The following is a 19381-nucleotide window of genomic DNA, read 5'->3' as shown; positions in this document are numbered from 1 at the left end:
CGGCAGCGCCGCATGGCCGAGCCGCGAACGCACGACGTCGTCGCGTCGCAACCGCAGAAAAGCCGCGTCTGCACGTTGCCGCACACCGGCCGCTGGCGCTGCGCAATACCGTTACCATGCCCTGCGCCGCGACAGGCCGCGTGCGCCTGCATGCGGCCGCATGTCGCCAAGATGACGGCGATCGCGCGCGCGCGATGAGCGCGAAGATGCGTCAGCTACGCAATCGTCGCATACTGGGCACGCAGGGGTGCGAGGGGAGGAGTTGTTGGCGGTGCTGATGCAAGGCGGTGGGACGTTCAAACGAGTGCTGCACGGCCCGGCCAGATGGCTGCGTGCGGTGCCGATCGCCGACCCGGTGGATCTGCGCAATGCGCCGATGTTCCAGGTGGTGCTGTTGCTGTTCGGGACCCTGCCTGTCGCTGCGTGGCTGTATCGCGCGATCGCGGTGCCGGTGGCGTGGCGTCCCGGCGAATTGACCAGTCTGGCGTTGAGCGCACTGTTCAGTGCGGTCGCGCTGCTGGGCGTGGTACTGATCCGTTTCGGCCGCTTCCGCTGGGCCGCCTACCAGATGTTGGGCGTGTTCGCGATCTCGGTCCTGGCCAGCCACGCCGCCAGCGGATTCGGTGGGCAACGCTTCGAGCAGCCGGTGCTGGTGGTGCCGATGGCGATCGCCGCGCTGGCGGTGGGGCGGCCGGCGCTGTGGACGATGTTCGCCGCCGTCGTGCTGTCGTTCGCGCTCGGAACCTATGTGGACATCGGCAACGGTGAGCCGCAGGACGTCATCGGCGATGCGGTCATCAGCGGCGTCATCTTCCTGCTGATCGCGGTGGTGCTGGACCGCACCTCGGCCGCGTTGCGGCAGAGCCTGCGCGAGGTGCAGGTACGCGCCGAGCAACTCGGTCTCGCGCACGACACGCTGCGGCGCGAAGTGGAGGAGCGGCAGCGGATCGAAGACCAACTGGTGAACGCCAAGAAGGTGGAGGCGGTGGCGCGGCTCGCCTCCGGCCTCAACCACGATTTCAACCATCTGCTGAGCCTGGTGCTGGGCTACGTGCGCCAGGGACGCCGCGCCGGCGACGCGCCGGCGATCGCCGCGGCGTTCGACGGGGTCGAGTCGGCGGCCAGGCGCGCCACCGCGCTCAGCGCGAAGTTGCTCAGCTTCAGCCGTCAGGACGAGACCCAGGCCGAGACGCTGGATCTCGGCGAACTGGTGGCGACGTTGCGGCCGCTGCTGAAGCAGGCGCTCAAGCCCGGCATCGCGCTGGAGGTGCAGGTGCCGCCCGGGCTGCAGGTGCATTTCGACCGGCAGCAGCTGGAGTTGATCCTGCTCAACCTGGTCGCCAATGCCGACGATGCGATGGAACACGGCGGCACCGTGACCCTGCACGGCCGGCGCGTCGGCGGCGAAGCCTGGCTGCAGTGCCGCGATACCGGCCCGGGCATTCCCGCGGCCCTGCGCGAAAAGATCTTCGAGCCGTTCTTCACCACCAAGCCGGTGGGCCACGGCACCGGGCTCGGCCTGGCGATGGCCAACGGGCTGATGCAGCGGCATGGCGCGCGCATCTGGATCGACGCCGAGACCGGCGCCGGTGCCGCGTTCGTGCTGAGCTTCCCGCACGGGCAGGCGCAGCCGCCTGCGCTGGCGGGCGCGAAAGGCGTGGAGGGCTAGCCGCGTGGCGTGTGCTTGCCGATTGCAGTACGCCGCGTGTGCGTGGCTGGCGCCGTCCGGGACGTGCCGGCGATGACGGCGTCGCCGGGGCTGGTGCTGGCCGGGGTGCGGATCGCGGTGGTCGAGGACGACCCCGAACTGCGCGCGATCGTGGTCGACGAACTGCGCCACGAAGGCGCCCAGGTGCTCGGGTTCGGCAGCGCCGAGGCGTTGTACCGGCACCTGCTGGGCGATGTCTGCGATCTGGTGGTGCTGGACGTCGGGCTGCCGGGCGAAGACGGCTATTCGGTGGCGCGCTATCTGCGGCAGATCGTGCCGCAGGCGGGCATCGTGATGCTGACCGGCCGCGGCGCGAACACCGACATGACCCGCGGCCTGATGCAGGGCGCGGACCTGTATCTGGTCAAGCCGCTGGACGTGGAACTGCTGATCGCCGCGCTGGCCAACCTGCGCCGGCGCCTGCAGCCTGCGGCACCGTCCGCGGCGCCGGCCGTGCAGGACTGGCGGCTGAGCGACGACGGCTGGACGCTGTTCGCGCCGGGTGCGCGGACGCTGGCGCTGACCGAGGCCGAGCGTGGTCTGTTGAAGACGCTGTTCGCGCAGCGCGGCGCGCCGGTCGACCGCGACACGCTGATCGCCGCGGTCACCGATGCGCCGTGGGATTTCGATCCGCACCGCCTGGAGGTGCTGGTACACCGGCTGCGCGCACGGGTGACGGCCGCGACCGCGGCGACGCTGCCGCTGCGCGCCGTGCGCGGGCAGGGGTATCTGCTGGGCGAGGCGGCGTAGCCCAGCCGACCCGGTCGGGATAGGTCGCGCTGTGCCTGGCGCGTGTGCGGCCGGTAAGGCCGGGGGCTGTCTTCCGCAGGGAGCCGAGCCGCTGCGGCCCGGTGCGCCCGAGCGTATCCCTTCGAAGTGCCGTGTTCGGCGTCCGGGCGGCTTCGCGCCTCGGACCGGCGGCCGCCTGCCGCGCCGCCCGCGCATGACCACCCGCACGCCGGCACCGCCGATTCGCCTCTCCAATCGCGCAATGTCCCCAGGATGTCTCCCGGATGTCCCGCATTCGTGCATGGGCCGCGGATCCGATGCTTGCGCGATCGGTAGACAGATTGGCGGGTTTCGCCGGCTGCGCCGGCGTCCATTCTTTCGTCACAGCCCAATAACGAGGGCGTCCCATTGCGGTTGCGGCATCCGTCTCGTTGCGCGCGTGAGGAAGTGAGAGCGAACGCGAACCGCTGCTACTGACTGCCTGCACTCGCCTGCGCAGAATCCGCGCCACCACACCGGCAGGCCCAGCCTGCGCTTTCGGAGTGGGTTCCGATCCCGATCGCAGCGCGCCCCGCACGGCTTAGGCCTGGGGCGCCGGTTCGTGGGTCCGGTTTGGATGCTTGGGGAGAGAGAGGCACATGACTTATCTGATGCGCGGCAGCCGCATGGCTGCATTGCGGGCGTGGGCGCGTGTCGCCTGCGGCGACCACCGCGTTCCGGCGTTGCCGGGGCGAAGCCTGCGGCTGATGATGGCCGTGTTGCTGCTGGCCGCGCCTGCGCTGGCGGCGGCCGCGGACCTGCAGATCACCAACCTGTCCGACACCGGCTACGATCCGACGCCGGCCGGCGGCACCGTGGTCTACAGCGTCACTGTCGAGAACAGCGCCGCCGATACGGTCAACAACGCGGTGGTGATCTTCGATCTGCCCGCCGGCGCCCAGGCCGGCGCACCGCTGCCGGCCACCTGCAGCGTCGCCGCCGGCAACGCGCAGCGCATCGAGTGCCGGGTCGGCACCCTGGTCGGCACCTTCTCTTCCAACGGCGCGCCGGTGACTTTCCAGTTGCCGGTGAGCACGGTCGGCCTGGCCCCGGGCACGATCGAGATCCGCGGCGCGATCGGCGTTGAACCCGGCCTGCCGGCGGCGAGCACGCCGATCGCCTCGCTGCTCGATGGCGACGCGTTCTTCGCCGGCGACAGCAACGCTGCCAACAACCGCCGCCTGGAAGCGACCACGCTGGAATCGGCGGGCGACCTGAGCGTGGAGAAGACCGCCACGCCGAACCCGGTCGTCGCCGGCGCCGAGGTCACCTATACCGTCACCGTGCGCAACGCCGGGCCCAGCGCCTCGGCCGGCTTCACCGTGGTCGACACGTTGCCGGCCGCGGTGCAGTACGTGGCCAACAGCTTCAGCGGCAGCGGCTGGACCTTCAACAGCGGCACCATGACCGCCACCCACGCCGGTTCGCTGGCCAACGGCGGCAGCAGCAGCTTCACCTTCCGCGCCCGCGTCACCGCGGCCAGCGGCAACATCGTCAACACCGCGCGCGTGCAGGCCGGCTCCACGCCGGACCCGCTGCCCGACAACAACACCGGCAGCGTGACCACCACGGTCAACGCCGGCGCCGACCTGGCGCTGAGCAAGAGCGTCAACCCCTCGCCGGCGATCTCCGGCCAGCCGGTCACCTTCAACATCCAGGTCCGCAACCAGGGCCCGAGCGCCGCGCTCAATCCGCGCTTCGTGGACAACCTGCCCACCGGTTTCCTGGCCACCGGCGGCACCGTGCCGGCCGGCTGGACCTGCACCAACAGCAACGGCAACGCCACCCGCACCTGCGCGTTGAACGGCAGCCTGGCGGTCGGCGCCGTGGCCGATTTCACCATCGAGAGCACGGTGCCGGCGTCCGGCACCAACAGCAGCGGCGACGTCACCAACAGCGCCACCGCCAGCTCCGACACCCCGGATGCGAACAGCGCCGACAACACCGGCAGCACCACCTTCACCGTGCTCGCCGACGGCGCCGACCTGTCGATGCAGAAGACCAAGACCCCGGCGCTGGTGCCGGTGTGGAGCGGCATCGGCAGCGATCTGGACAGCCGCATGACCAGCACCATCGTCGTGCGCAACATGGGTCCGCGCCCGGCCACCGGCCAGGTGCAGACGGTGGATACGCTGGCCACCGGCGAAGAGCTGTTGCAGCCGGACGGCAGCGTGGCGCAGCCGGGCGTGCCGTTCGCCAGCGGCGCGTGGACCTGTTCCGTAGACCAGGCCTACAGTGGCTCCAGCGTGCAGCACGTGACCTGCGACCTCGGCGCCGGTTCGCTGCCGTTGGCGGTGGGCGCGCAGGCGCCGACCCTGCAGCTGCTGACGCGTGCGCGCAGCTCCTCGGCCAACCTGCTCAACAACGCCTGTACCGGCGGCTCCGGCGGCTCGATCGAACCGCTGACCGGCAACGGCATCGACCGCGACCCGGAAACCGACAACGACTGCTCCGGCGCGGGCACCCGCACCACCGACGAGCGCGCCGACCTGGCCATCGCCAAGCAGACCAATGGCGTCGGCGCCGCCGACAACGTGCTGGCGGCCAACCAGGACACGCTCAGCTACACCCTGACCGTGACCAACAACGGCCCGGACAGCACCACCGGCGTGGTGGTCAACGACACCGTGCCCGGCTTCGTCAACGGCCGCACCCAGATCAGCGTGACCACCACCCCGGCCGGCTGGAACTGCGCCATCAACGGCGCCTCGGTGGTCTGCCGCTCCGGCACCACCGCGCTGGCCAACGGCGCCACCGCGCAGATCGTCATCCAGGTCCAGCGCGCGCTGTTCGACAGCTTCAACCAGGCCGCCGGCACCTGCGGCGGCACCGCCATCAGCGGCGCGTTCTGCAACACCGCCGGGGTCGGCATCGATGCGGCCGTGGCCGGTTCGGTGGGCGAGCTCAACGGCAACAACAACCAGGCCTCGGACTGGATCCGCATCGCGCGCGTGGCCAACGTCGCCACCACCGCCAAGACCATTTCCTCGGGCACGCCCGGCCGCGCCGGCGTCAACACCACCTATGTGATGTCCTACATCAACCGTGGCCCGTCGACGGTACCCGGGGTGATCTTCCGCGACGTGTTCACGCTGCCGGCCAACGATTCCGGCTTCGTGCTGGTGTCCGCGCAGCGCACCGGTGCCGGCACCCGCGCCTGTACCGCCACCGCTGGTGCCGGAGTGACGGTCACCGTCGACGCCGGCGGCACCTCCTACGCCAACCCGACCGGCGCGCCGGCGCAGGTCACCGTGCAGTGCCCGGCGCTGCCCTCGCTCACCAACGAGCAGACCGAAACCCTGCAGGTGGTGATCCGGCCAAACGTCAACAGCGGCAACACCGGCCGCCAGTTCGACAACATCGCCGACTTCGTGGTGGACATCGATGGCGACGGCACCGGCGATGCGACCGCGGGCACCGATGGCGACGGCAACACCTACGACTTCAACACCGACACCAGCGACGACAGCAAGAGCGCGCAGCTGCCGTTCGAGGCCGGCCAGGTCGACCTGATCACCAACAAGGTCGACACCGGCTTCACCGGCGGCGTGGATCCGCTCGGCTACGACGAGACCAACCCCACCGCGAACCTGATCACCTACCGGATCACGATCCGCAACAACGGCCCGTCGGTCGCCACCGACGTGCGCTTGGCCGACAGCTTCACTCCGCCGTCCGGCCGCACCGTCACCTTCATCGGCGCCTCGGCCACGCCCACCGGCACCTTCGACCCGGCCGCCTGTTCGGTGACCTCCGGCAGCAACCCGACCGTGGGCGCGGTGCAGGTGCTGAACTGCCTGATGCCTGGCATCGGCTTCAGCAACAACGTCGCCGGCGTGGTCGCCTCCGGCCAGACCAGCACGCTGTACCTGCGCTACCGCTACGACACTCCGCCGGGCGCGGCCGGCGACACGGTCAGCAACCTGGCCCAGGCCACGTCCGCCGAGGCCGACAGCAACACCGCCAACAACGACGCCAGCCAGGAAACCACGATCCGCGCCTCCGCCGATGTGGGCGTGAGCAAGCACGTGATCACCACTGCGCCCGATGCCGATCCGGATGCGGCGCTGCCGGCCAACGCCACCTCGGTGGGCCTGCGCCAGCCGTTCTTCTACGTCATCGACGGCATCAACAACGGTCCCGGCGCGAGCCTGTCGCGCGACCGCAGCGGCACCAGTCCGCTCAACGGCACCGGCACCGTGGTCAGCGACACGCTGCCCGCCGGGCTGGTGGTCGTCGGCCAGGTGACCTGGCAGAAGAAGGGCCCGATCCCGGGCGGCGGCGGCGGCGAAGTGCCCAACGGCACCGGCAGCTGCACCCAGGCCTCGGCCACGCTGACCTGCAACCTCGGCGACGTCACCGTCGGCGGCAAGCTGCGCATCGTGGTGCCGGTGCGCTGGGATACCTATCCGGGCGCGTCGGCGATCAACAACACCGCGACCATCACCACCGAGCAGGTCGATCGCGTCCCGCCGAACAACACGTCCACCGTGCCGATCCTGGTCACCCGGGCGTCGCTGGCCGGCACCGTGTTCGAGGACCGCGACCGCGCGGGCGGCAACGGCGGCGTGCGCCAGAACGGCGAACCCGGCATCGCCGGCGTGACCATCGTGCTGACCGGCACCGATGCCTATGGCAATGCGGTCAACCGCAGCACCACCACCGCGGCCGACGGCAGCTACAGCTTCGATAACCTGTCGGCGGCCGGCGCGGGCGGCTACACGCTGACCCAGACCCAGCCCACCGGCTACCGCAACGGGCCGGTGGATCCGCCGGTCGCCGGCGCCAGCGCGCCGTCGCTGGGCGGCACCTATGCCGCCGGCAGTCCCAACTCCAGCTACACCACCGTTCCGGTCGGCGCGACCGACGCAGCGGTGCGCTACGACTTCCCGGAAGTGCGTCGCCCCAGCCTGTCCGGCCGGGTCTATGCCGACCTGAACTTCAACAACGTGCGCGACGGCGGCGACCCGGCGATCGCCGGCGCCACCGTGGAACTGCTCGACGCCACCACCGGCGCCGTGCTGGCCACCACCAGCACCGACGGCAACGGCGCCTACCGCTTCGACGATTTGGATCCGACCCTGACCTACAGCGTGCGCGAGCCGCTGCCGGCCGGGCAGTACAGCAACCGTCCCAGCGCGATCAATCCCGGCCAGATCGGCGGCGCGGCGTGCACGCCGGGCAGCTGCGTGGCCGGCACCGCGGTGGCCGCCCCGGGCGGTCCGGATGCGGCCACCACCGACCGCATCTCGCAGATCCAGCTGGGCGCGGGCCTGGACGGCACCGAGTTCAACTTCGGCGAGAACCCCAGCGGCAGCGCGATCCAGGGACAGGTGTGGCGTGACGACGACAATGACGGCGTGATCGACCCGACCGAGACCGGCCTGGCCGACGTGGACGTGGTGCTGACCGGCACCGACCAGAACGGCCAGGCGGTCAATCTGACCACCAAGACCGACGCGACCGGCAACTACAGCTTCATCGGCCTGCTGCCGGGCACCTACACGGTGACCGAGCCGACCCAGCCGACCGGCACCCTCAACGGCAAGACCGTGCCCGGCGACAAGGGCGGTACCGCCACCGACGTGGCCACCACGCCGTCGGCGATCGCCACCATCGTGCTCGGCGTCAACCAGCAGGGCCAGCACTACGACTTCGGCGAAGTGCAGGCGGCCTCGCTGTCCGGCCGCGTGTACTACGACAACGACGACAACGGCGTGGTCGGCAGCGACGAGACCGGCATCGGCAACGTGCGCGTGGTGCTGACCGGCACCGACGATCTCGGCGCCGCGGTGCAGCTGACCGTGCAGACCGACGCGCAGGGCCACTACCGCTTCGAGAACCTGCGTCCGGGCACCTACACGGTGACCGAACCGGACCAGCCGGCCGACACCCGCAACGGCATCACCACCGCCGGCACCGTCGGCGGCGCCACCCGCGGCGTGGCGACCCCGCGCGAGACCGTGCCGTCGGCGATTTCCGCGGTGGTCCTGGCCCCGGGCGCGCAGTCGATCGACAACAACTTCGGCGAGATCGCCAACACCCCGGACCTGGTCGTCAGCAAGATCGCCGACCCGGTCAAGTTCACCGTCAACAACACCGCCACCTACACCATCAGCGTGCGCAACATCGGTCCGCGTCCGACCGCCGGCGTGTACCAGGTGCAGGACCGCCTGCCGCCGGGCGTGACCCTGGCGGCGCTGCCCACCGGCAGCGGCTGGACCTGCGCCGGCGCGGTCGGTGCTGATCGCTTCAGCTGCGACGCCAGCACGCTGATCGCGCCCGGACAGACCGCCAGCGACCGCATCCAGGTGCAGGTCGCGGTCGGCGCCGCGGCGGCGACCGGCAACCCGGTCAACAATGCGGTGCTGGTGCAGGGCGGCGGCGAAGATGCCGCGCACAGCCCGACCCCGACCGAGCGCGGCGCGTTCGACGGCGACGTGACCCAGTTGCCGGTGTGCGATCCGGCGATCACCCAGAACGCCTGCCGCCTGCCGACGCAGGTGCAGCTGGCGGCCTCGGTGACGGGCACGGTCTGGTTCGACGTCGGCAACGACGACACCCTGCTCGACGGCGGCGATCGCCGCCTGCCGAACTGGATCGTCGAACTGGTCGATCCGACCAGTGGCCAGGTGGTCAAGACCACGCTCAGCGCCGCCGACGGCAGCTACCGCTTCGGCGACGTGATCCCCGGACAGAAGTGGCACATCCGCTTCCGCGATCCGAGCTCCGGAGTGATCTGGGCGTTCCCGGTCAGCGGCGAGACCGCTTCCGGCGCCGCCGCCCCGTGCGCCGCCGACGCGGCGATCAGCAACGGCAGCACCAGCTCGTGCCGGGTCAGCGACGGCGGCATCAGCCAGCTGGAAGTGGTGCTCAAGGCCGGCGAGAACCTGCCGCAGCAGAGCCTGCCGGTGGATCCGTCGGGCGTGGTCTACGACGCGGTCACCCGCGATCCGGTGCCCGGTGCGATCGTCACCCTGGCCCCGGTCGGCGTCTGCGCCGGCTACGACCCGGCCACCAGCCTGCTCAACACCCAGGCCGGCGGCTACCGCATCGAAGGTAACGCGGTGTCGATGACCGTCGGCAACGATGGCTACTACCAGTTCCTGTTCGGTCCGGCGGCGCCGGCGCGCTGCGAATTCCAGCTGACGGTGACCCCGCCGGGCGGCTACGTGTTCGTCTCCACGCTGATCCCGGCCGAAGGCAACTCGCTGTCGCCGCCCGGCGCGGTGGGCAGCAACTACCAGGTGCAGCCCAACGCGCTGGCGCCGACCGGTCCGGTCGGCACCGCGACCCAGTACTACCTGCGGCTGTTCGCCGGGTCGGCCACCGCCGGCATCGTGCACAACCACATTCCGCTCGATACCGCGGTGGCCACCGGCCTGGCCATCACCAAGACCGGCGATCGCCAGACCGCCGAAGTGGGCGACACCGTGCAATACACCATCACCATCCGCCAGACCGCCGGCAGTCCGCTGCAGATGGTCAACGTGGTCGACCGCCTGCCGCGCGGCTTCACCTACATCGACGGCACCGCGCGCGCCAACGGCGTGGCCGTGCCCGAACCGCTGGGCAAGCCCGGTCCGACGCTGGGCTTCAGCGCCGGCCCGATCCAGGTCGGCCAGCAGATCGCGCTGACCTACCGCGTGCGCATCGGCGTCGGCGCGCAGCAGGGCGACGGCATCAACCGCGCCCAGGCGCACGGCTGCTCGATCGCCGGCGGCTGTCTCGACCCGGTCTCGCTGCAGCCGCGTCCCGGCGCGCTGCCGTCCAACCAGGCGCAGTACCGCGTGCGCGTCACCGGCGGCGTGTTCACCGAGGAGGGCTGTGTGCTCGGCAAGGTATTCGTGGATTGCAATGTCAACCATGTGCAGGACCGCGAGGAGATCGGCATTCCCGGCGTGCGCCTGTACTTCGAGGACGGCACCTGGGTGATCAGCGATTCGGAAGGCAAGTACAGCTACTGCGGCCTGCCGCCGCAGAGCCACACGCTGAAGGTCGACGCCAGCACGCTGCCGCAGGGTGCGCGCCTGACCACCAGCAGCAACCGCAACCTGGGCGACGCCGACAGCCTGTTCATCGACCTCAAGAACGGCGAGCTGCATCGCGCCGACTTCATCGAAGGCAGCTGTTCCAACCCGGTGCTGGAGCAGGTCAAGGCGCGGCGTACGCAGGGCGAGGTGCGCGCGCCGGAGACCGAAACCGGCAATGCGCCGCTGCGCTTCAGCAGCAAGCCGACGCGCGCCCCGCAGCAGGCCACCGACTCGGCGGCGCAGTCGCCGATCGTCAAGCCGCGCGGTACGCCACCGCCCGATGTCACCGTTCCTGCGGAGGTGCAGCCATGAGCCGGCCCGTCACGACGCGCCGCCTGCCGCGGCTGACCCTGCTGGCGTGCGCCCTGGCGACGCTGCCGGCCATGGCCCAGCAGACCGTCGGCAGCAGCCGCTTCACTCCGGTGCTGGGCGAGGCCGGCACGCTGTACCCGCGCACGCCGGGCAGCGCTGACGCCGCCGCGCAGACCCTGGCGCCGCCGCGTTCGGGTTCGCTCGACGCGCGCGCCGCGCAGGGCATGGACCAGGTGCAGGTCGAGGTCGACCGCGATGGCGCGCCGGCCGACGGCCAGACCCCGGTGCACGTGACCGTGCGTCTGCTCGACGACGCCGGCAAGCCGTTGCAGGGCGAGCACTTCGCCACCATCGAGCACACCGGCGGGCGCATCCTGCTGCCGGGCTCGCGGACCGACGAGCTGGGGCCGGGCGCGGCCGACTCCGACAAGGTCACGCCCGGCGTGCAGTTGCCGGTGCGCGACGGCGTGGCCGAGTTCGACCTGCTGGCGCCGGACCAACCGCAGGACGTGGTGCTGCGGGTCACCGCCGGCGCCCACAGCGCCGAGGGCACCATCGGCTTCGTGCCGGAAATGCGCGAGATGATCGCCACCGGCCTGATCGAAGGCGTGGTCAATTTCCGCCGCCGCGACAACAGCGGGCTGATCGCTCCGGTCGACCACGACGACGTGTTCGAGCGCGACATCCGCCGCTGGGAGAAGCAGTTCAACAACGGCAAGGCCAACGCCTCGGCGCGCACCGCGTTCTTCGTCAAGGGCCGGATCAAGGGCGAGTACCTGCTCACCGCCGCCTACGACTCGGACAAGCAGGTGCGCGGGCGCCTGCTGCGCGACATCCAGCCGGAGGAGTACTACCCGGTGTACGGCGACTCCTCGCTGCGCGGCTTCGATGCGCGCTCGGCCGAGCGCCTGTACGTGCGCGTGGACAACCGCCGCAGCTACCTGCTGTACGGCGATTTCCAGACCGGCGACACGCTGGCCACCGCGACCGGCATCGGCGCGCGCAGCAGCATGCCGCAGCGCAGCCTGGGCACCTACAACCGCACCGCCACCGGTCTGGGCTGGCACTACGAGAACGAGCGCGTGCGCACCAACGTGTTCGCCATCCAGGACTCGCTGCGCCAGGTGATCGAGGAGTTCGCCAGCCAGGGCAGCGGCCCGTACGCGCTGCGCAACAATGCCGTGCTGGAAGGCAGCGAGCGGGTGGAAGTGGTCGTGCGCGACCGCAACCAGCCCTCGCGGATCGTCTCGGTGCAGCCGCTGTCGCGGTTGGTGGACTACAGCTTCGAGCCGTTCTCCGGGCGCATCCTGCTCAACCAGTTCCTGTCCGCGTACGACAGCAACCTCAATCCGGTCTCGCTGCGCATCACCTACGAACTGGACCAGGGCACCGAGCGCTTCTGGGTGTACGGCGCCGACGGCCAGCTGCGGCTGACCGATGCGCTGGAAGTCGGCGCGGCGGTGGTGGACGACCGCAACCCGTTCGCCGAATTCCGCATGGGCAGCGTCAACGCCGGTTACCGCTTCGGGCCCAACACCGCGCTGGTGGCGGAGTTCGCGCGCACCCAGAGCGAGATCAACACCAACTCGATCAACCAGATCGCCACCCCGGGCCTGCAGGATCTCAGCGGCCGCGTCGAAGGCGACGCCTGGCGGGTGGAGTTCGGCCACGACGGCACCAAGCTCGACGCCAACCTGTTCGCCGCGCGCACCGATCCGGCGTTCAACAACCCGGCCTCGCCGCTGTTCGGCGGGCGCGGCGAGTACAACGCCAAGGTCGAGTACCACCTGACCGAGCGCGTGGACCTGTATGTCGAAGGCCTGCGCAGCGAGGACCGCAATCCGGACGGCGGCAAGCGCGACGCCGGCGGCGCCGGCGTGCGCGTGGGCGCCACCGAGAAGCTGACCCTGGACTTCGGCCTGCGCTCGATCCGCGAGACGGTCGGCGCGTACTCGCCGTGGTCCACCGACACCGGCTACGGCAACAGCGGCGGCCTCACCGGCGGCTTCGCCACCGGCTCCGGCGGCGGCGCGCTCGGCTATGGCCAGCAGCCGCTGGATCCGCTGACCGGCCTGCCGGTGATCGGTTCCAGCAGCGCCGTCACCGGCACCGCCAGCGACCTGCCGATCGGCACCCGCCTGGAATCGGACAGCGCCCGCATCGGCGCCGGCTACCGCATCGGCGCCAAGCTGTCGCTGGGCGCCGAGTACGAGCAGAGCGTGTCCGGCGAGGACCGCAACCGCGTCGCCGCCGGCGTCGACTACCAGGTGCTGGAACGCAGCCGCCTGTACGGCCGCTACGAGAAGCAGACCGGCCTGACCAGCGCCTACGGCATCACCACCGTCGACCGCGAGGCCGATGCGCTGGTGTTCGGTATCGACAGCAGCTACGTGCGCGACACCCAGGCGTTCTCCGAGTACCGCATGCGCGATGCCATCAGCGGCCGCGACGTGCAGGCCGCCTCCGGCATCCGCAACACCTGGGACGTGCGCGAAGGCCTGCGCCTGAGCAGCTCTGCCGAGCACGTGAAGATCTACGACGGCAACACCGGCGATGCCACCGGCCTGGCGCTGGCGCTGGACTACAGCGCCAACCCGCTGTGGCGCGGCTCGGTGCGGGTGGAACACCGCATCAGCGGCGACGTCGCCGAGACCGAGACCGACGAGGCCTTCGACACCACGCTGGTGCAGTTCATGCTGGCGCGCAAGCTCAGCCGCGACTGGACCCTGCTCGGCCGCAACTATCTGCTGCAGACCAACTACGCCGCGCGCGGCGACGTGCTGCAGAACCGCTTCCAGCTGGGCGTGGCCTACCGCGATACCGATACCAACCGGATCAACGCGCTGGCCCGCTACGAGTACAAGCTGGAGCGCGACGAGAGCGGGCTGACCCTGCTCGACGGGCAGGCGGTGGACGGCAGCAGCCAGGACATCAGCAGCCGCGCGCACATCGTCTCCACCCATGCCGACTGGCATCCGTCGCGGCCGTGGTGGCTGACCGGGCGCGTGGCCGGCAAGTGGCAGCAGGACCGCTTCGCCTATGCCGACGGCGGCCGCGTGGACAGCCGCTTCCATGCGGTGCTGGTGTCCGCACGCGTCGTCTACGACATCACCGAGAACTGGGACATCGGCGTGCTCGGCTCCACCTTCCGCGGCCAGCTGGGTTCCAACCAGTACGCCTACGGCCTGGAAGTGGGACGGCTGCTGCGCCAGAACCTGTGGCTGTCGGCCGGCTACAACTGGTCCGGCTACGAGGCCGACCGCGACCTGTCCGGCTACGAGTACACGCAGCAGGGCGCGTTCCTGCGCCTGCGCTTCAAATTCGACGAAGACCTGTTCCGCCGGGATCCGGTCCGTTACCGCGACCCGGCGCGCTGAGGAATCCATGATGACCACGACCCACTCCCGCTTCGTCCTGTCCCGCACCGTCGCCGCCGCCTTGCTGCTCGGCGCCTGTGCCGCCGGCAACGCGCAGACCCAGTTGCTGCCGCAGCAGCAACGCATCAGCGACGAGGCCATCGCCGCCGACCTGCACGGCTACCAGTCCGTCCAGGACCGCATCCAGGCGCTCAACGATGGCGGCCGCCCGGTGCGCGACTACGCCTTGTCCAAGGCGCAATGCTGGCTCGACGTGTCCTTCCACGAGTACACCCGCAACGACCGCAGCGCGTTCCCGCAGGGCGCGCTCAGCGAATCGGAGAAGCTGGTGCAGCTGATGGAGCAGGGCGCCACCACGATCCCCACCGAGACCCCGCTGGTCAACGACGCCAAGTACCTGCGCGACGACCTGTGGCAGCGCCTGCGCGCGCTGCACGGCACTGCCGGCTTCAGCTGCGCGCAGCAGGCGGCGGCCTGCGGCGAGGTCGAGCTGGTGCACGCCGGCAACGAGTTCAACCAGCAGCAATGGCGCCATGCCAAGCCCTACATCCAGATCGCCGAGGACATGGTCAACGATGCCGAGGCGCTGGCGCGGCAGTGCGGCGGACCGGAGCGGCCGGACACGCCGGTCGCCGCGCCGATCCCGCTGGTGGCCAACGTGCTGTTCGAGTTCGACCGCGACGGCTACAAGGACATCCGCACCCATTCGCTGGAAAGCCTGGACCGCGCCCTGGCGCGCATCGCCGAAGAGAAGCTGACCCTGCAGAAGGTGGAGCTGGTCGGCCATGCCGACCGCATGGACGGCCGCGGCCACGACTACAACCAGGGTCTGTCCGAGCGCCGTGCGCGCACCGTGCGCGAGCTGCTGATCGGCCGCGGCATCCCCGCCGACCGCATCCGCTACGAGTACCGCGGCGACAGCCAGCAGGTGCAGCAGTGCGCCGGCGTCAAGCCGCGCGCCGCGCTGCTGGAATGCCTGCTGCCGAACCGCCGCGTCGAAGTGCGCCTGGTGGTCGGCCGCGGCGACTGATCCGCCGCGCCAGCTTCAGCCCCTCTCCCCCCGGGAGAGGGGTTGGGGTGAGGGTACGGCGGCGAAGCCCTCGCGATGTTTGGCCGCATCGAGCTGCGCCCGTACCCTCATTCGCCCCTTCGGGGCACCTTCCCCCAAAAAGGGGGCCATGGTCCCGAAGGGAGAAGGGAAGGCAGCGGCGCCGCACAGTGTCAGGCTTCAGCCCCTCTCCCCCCGGGAGAGGGGTTGGGGTGAGGGTACGGGGCGAAGCCCTCGCAATGTTCGGCTGCGCCAGGCTTCGCCCATACCCTCGTCCGCCCCTTCGGGGCACCTTCCCCCGAAAAGGGGGCCATGGTCCCGAGGGAAGAAGGAAGCGCGTCGTGCTGCCGATACCGTTGCAGCACAGCGCCAGGCTCAAGCCCCTCTCCCCCCGGGAGAGGGGTTGGGGTGAGGGTACGGGGGCGAAGCCCTCGCATGTTCGGCTGCACCAGGCTTCGCCCGTACCCTCATCCGCCCCTTCGGGGCACCTTCTCCCGATGGGAGAAGGGAAGCATCGCGCCGCCCATAACGCTCAGATGGGCCACAAGCCGCAGCACGACCACGGCTATGCTCAAGATTCTCCCGGCGCCGCCGCCATCATGGAGAAGCGAAGTCGCTTTCGCCGCCCGGGTCGGGCCGTCCATGAGGTCACGCGCATGCTGTCATTGCCACGCCTGCTGGGGCGCCACCTGGCCAAGTTCCTGTCCAAGCCGCGGCGGCACCGTTCGGAACTGCCGACCAGCCCGCCGCAGCTGCTGCAGGCGGCGCTGCGCAAGGGCGACGTGCTGCTGGTGGAAGGCAACAGCCGCTTCTCGACCGCGATCAAGTACCTCAGCCAGTCCACCTGGTCGCATGCCGCGCTGTACATCGGCGATCACCTGGGGCCGGCGGCGGACGCGGACGCGCCGACCTTCTGCGACGTGGACATCAACGTCGGCGTGCGCCTGGTCGGCCTGCGCGAGTTCGCCGGCCTGCACACGCGCATCTGCCGGCCGGTGGGGCTGCGCGCCGAGGAGATCGCGGCGGTGGTCGACTACATGGTCAGCCGGGTCGGCAACAGCTACGACCTGAAGAACATCTTCGACCTGGCGCGCTACCTGATCCGCACCCCGCCGCTGCCCTCGTCGGTGAAGCGCCGTTTCCTGGAACTGGGCAGCGGCGAACCGACCAAGGCGATCTGCTCGACCCTGCTGGCGCAGGCCTTCGGTGCCATCCGCTACCCGATCCTGCCGGGGATCGGCCACGCGCCGATGCCCGACGCGCAGGATGCGGAGATCCTGCACAACCGCCATCACAGCCTGTACCTGCCGCGCGACTTCGACGTCTCGCCGTACTTCGACGTGGTCAAGCCGCGCCTGCAGGCCGGCTTCGATTTCCATCGCCTGGTATGGCAGGGCGATGCCGACGAAGACGCGGCTGAGCGCCGACGCGAGCGCCAACCCGCGCCGCAGCCTGTCCTGTAGGGACAGGTGACGCTCGCAGACGCCGCCTGAAAAGTGAGCGAGCGCACAAAACGGTGCGCCCGATCACAACGCTTCAGCCCGGCAGCCGGCCAGGCGTCAAGTTTGAAATGCCTGTGGCCGATATCAGTGGATATACCTCACCGCATCGCCATCAGGATCGTCATGAATCCCATCCATTTCCTGCGCCGCCGCATCGCCAACCTGCCGATGTCGCGCAAGTTCGTCGTGCTGTGCACCCTGCTCGCCATCGGCGTGGTCCTGCTCGCGGTCGCCGCCGCGCGCCTGCAGTACCTGGACCTGGTCGCCGCGCGCAAGCAGAGCGTGAAGACGCAGGTCGACATGGGCATCAGCGTGATCGAGCACTACGCCGCCAAGGCCAAGCGCGGCGAGCTCAGCGAGCCGCAGGCGCAGGAGGCGGCGAAGGCCGCGCTCGCCGACATGAAGACCAACGGCGGCGTGGACTACTTCTTCATGCTCGACCCGCAGATGCGCATCGTCATGCATCCCAAGCGCAAGGTCGGCACCGACATGAGCGGCTACAAGAGCGATGCCGGCGAATACGTGTACCGCGACATCCGCACCGCGGTGACCAGCGGCGACGGCTTCAGCTACTACAGCGCGGCCAAGCCGGGCAAGAAAGAGCAGCTGCCGAAGATCAGCTACGCCAAGCTGTACCCGCAGTGGAACTGGGTGCTGGTGATGGGCGTCTATGCCGAGGACATCCAGGTCGAGGCGCTGGGCTTCACCAAGATCCTGACCGTGATCGGCGCCGGCCTGGTCGGCCTGGTGGTCGGGCTGTGCTGGCTGATCGCCAGCGCCATCGTCACCCCGCTGCGCGCTGCCACCCGCACCGCCGAGGCGATCGCCTCGGGCCGCTTCGACAACGCGATCAAGGTGGAGTCGCGCGACGAGACCGGGCAGCTGATGACCAGCATGCAGCAGATGCAGACCCAGTTGCAGCGCTTCAACGGCGAGATGCAGACGCTGGTGCGGCTGCAGCAGGGCGAGGACATCAGCCACCGCATGCCGGAGGATTTCCCCGGCGACTACGGCACCCTGGCGCGCGGCATGAACACCGCCCTGTTCGAACACCTGGACGCGATCATCGAAGCGATGACGATCATGGGCGAATACGGCCGCGGCGACCTGCGCCGCGACATGCGCCGCCTGCCCGGCCAGCGCGCCGCGCTGCACGAAGCGCTGGACGCGGTGAAGACCAACCTGTCGGCGATCAACGGCGACATCGCGCGCCTGGCCGATGCGGCGGCGCGCGGCGATTTCTCCGCACGCGGCGACGAGTCGCGCTACCAGTTCGCGTTCAAGGAAATGGTGGAAGCGCTGAACCGCTTGATGCTGCAGGCCGAAAGCGGCCTGGCCGACGTCGGCCGGATCATGGGCGCGATCGCCGACGGCGACCTGTCGCAGCGCGTGGACGCCAGTTACGAGGGCGCGTTCGGCCAGTTGGCCGAGGCCGCCAACCGCACCGCAGAGCAATTGACCTCGATCGTGCAGGGCATCCAGCGCTCGGCCGAGTCGATCAACACCGCCGCCGGCGAGATCGCCAGCGGCAACAGCGACCTGTCGGTGCGCACCGAGCAGCAGGCGGCGAGCCTGGAAGAGACCGCCGCGTCGATGGAAGAGCTGACCTCCACGGTCAAGCAGAACGCCGACAGCGCGCGCCAGGCCAACCAGCTGGTGCTGGGCGCCGGCGAAGTGGCCGAGAGCGGCGGCCGCGTGGTCGAGGACGTGGTCACCACGATGGCCTCGATCAGCGCCGCCTCGGCGCGCATCGCCGACATCATCGGGGTCATCGACGGCATCGCCTTCCAGACCAACATCCTGGCGTTGAACGCGGCGGTGGAAGCCGCGCGTGCCGGCGAGCAGGGCCGCGGCTTCGCCGTGGTCGCCTCGGAAGTGCGCTCGCTGGCGCAGCGCTCGGCGGCGGCGGCCAAGGAGATCAAGACGCTGATCTCCGATTCGGTGCAGGAAGTGGAGCAGGGCTCGACCCTGGTCGCGCGGGCCGGCACCACCATGGCCGAGGTGGTGACCTCGGTGAAGCGGGTCACCGACATCATGGCCGAGATCTCCGCGGCCAGCGCCGAGCAGAGCTCGGGCATCGAGCAGGTCAGCAAGACGGTGATGCAACTGGACGAGACCACCCAGCAGAACGCGGCGCTGGTGGAGGAAGCCACCGCGGCGGCGAAGAGCCTGGAAGATCAGGCCTCGGACCTGACCCGCGCGGTGGCGGTGTTCCGCCTCGCCGGCGGCGCCCAGCCAGTCGCCGTGGCCGCGCCGCGGCCGGTGGCCGTGCAGGCACCGGTCCGCGCGGTCGCCGCCGCGCGCGCGCCGCTGAAGAAGACGCCGGCACCGGCGGCGCGCCCGCTCGCGCGCAGCAAGGCCGGCGGTGCATTTGCGGAAAGCTCGGAGTGGGAAGAGTTCTGAGCCTGCGCCACGGCGCCGGCGACGCACGCCCACCCGTGCTGGTAACGACGCCGATGCCGCAACGCATCGGCGTCGTCGTTTCTGCGCTGGCCGCAGTTGCGGCCGCGGCGGTGTGATACCAGGCCGCGAGCGACGCAAGGCGATCCAGCGCGACCCGATCAAGACGACGCCACTTGTGGGAGCGACTTCAGTCGCGACGGGCCTTCCCGGTAGAGCCCGTCGCGACTGAA

General features: G+C 70.4%; 7 protein-coding genes. All 7 read left to right on the top strand.

The features are described 5' to 3' along the window. Positions 1-277: 277 nt before the first annotated feature. Positions 278-1669: a sensor histidine kinase gene (locus tag VDQ83_RS00035; protein ID WP_455433663.1), complete on the top strand. Its 1392-nt coding sequence runs from the start codon at positions 278-280 to the stop codon at positions 1667-1669. Between the two features lie 72 nt (positions 1670-1741). After that, positions 1742-2458, top strand: coding sequence for a response regulator transcription factor (locus VDQ83_RS00030; protein WP_455433402.1), 717 nt, complete (start codon positions 1742-1744; stop codon positions 2456-2458). 617 nt (positions 2459-3075) lie between these two features. Beyond that, a complete protein-coding gene (locus VDQ83_RS00025; protein ID WP_455433401.1) occupies positions 3076-10821 on the top strand; it encodes an SdrD B-like domain-containing protein in 7746 nt (2581 codons plus the stop codon). Beyond that, on the top strand, positions 10818-14198 hold the full coding sequence (locus VDQ83_RS00020; RefSeq protein WP_263395855.1) for an Ig-like domain-containing protein: 3381 nt from the start codon (positions 10818-10820) through the stop codon (positions 14196-14198). The genes VDQ83_RS00025 and VDQ83_RS00020 overlap by 4 nt, the downstream gene beginning before the upstream one ends. 10 nt (positions 14199-14208) lie before the next feature. After that, positions 14209-15228: an OmpA family protein gene (locus tag VDQ83_RS00015; protein ID WP_455433400.1), complete on the top strand. Its 1020-nt coding sequence runs from the start codon at positions 14209-14211 to the stop codon at positions 15226-15228. A gap of 674 nt (positions 15229-15902) precedes the next feature. Beyond that, positions 15903-16709 (top strand): YiiX/YebB-like N1pC/P60 family cysteine hydrolase, encoded by an 807-nt coding sequence (locus VDQ83_RS00010; RefSeq protein WP_455433399.1) that lies wholly within the window; start codon positions 15903-15905, stop codon positions 16707-16709. Between the two features lie 180 nt (positions 16710-16889). Continuing rightward, positions 16890-19151 carry a methyl-accepting chemotaxis protein gene (locus tag VDQ83_RS00005; RefSeq protein ID WP_455433662.1) on the top strand — a complete coding sequence of 754 codons (2262 nt, stop codon included), beginning with the start codon at positions 16890-16892 and terminating at the stop codon, positions 19149-19151. The last annotated feature ends 230 nt before the right edge of the window (positions 19152-19381 follow it).

The organism is Xanthomonas sp. WHRI 7945 (assembly GCF_035026585.1).
This window is presented reverse-complemented; position numbering and strand designations above follow the sequence as displayed.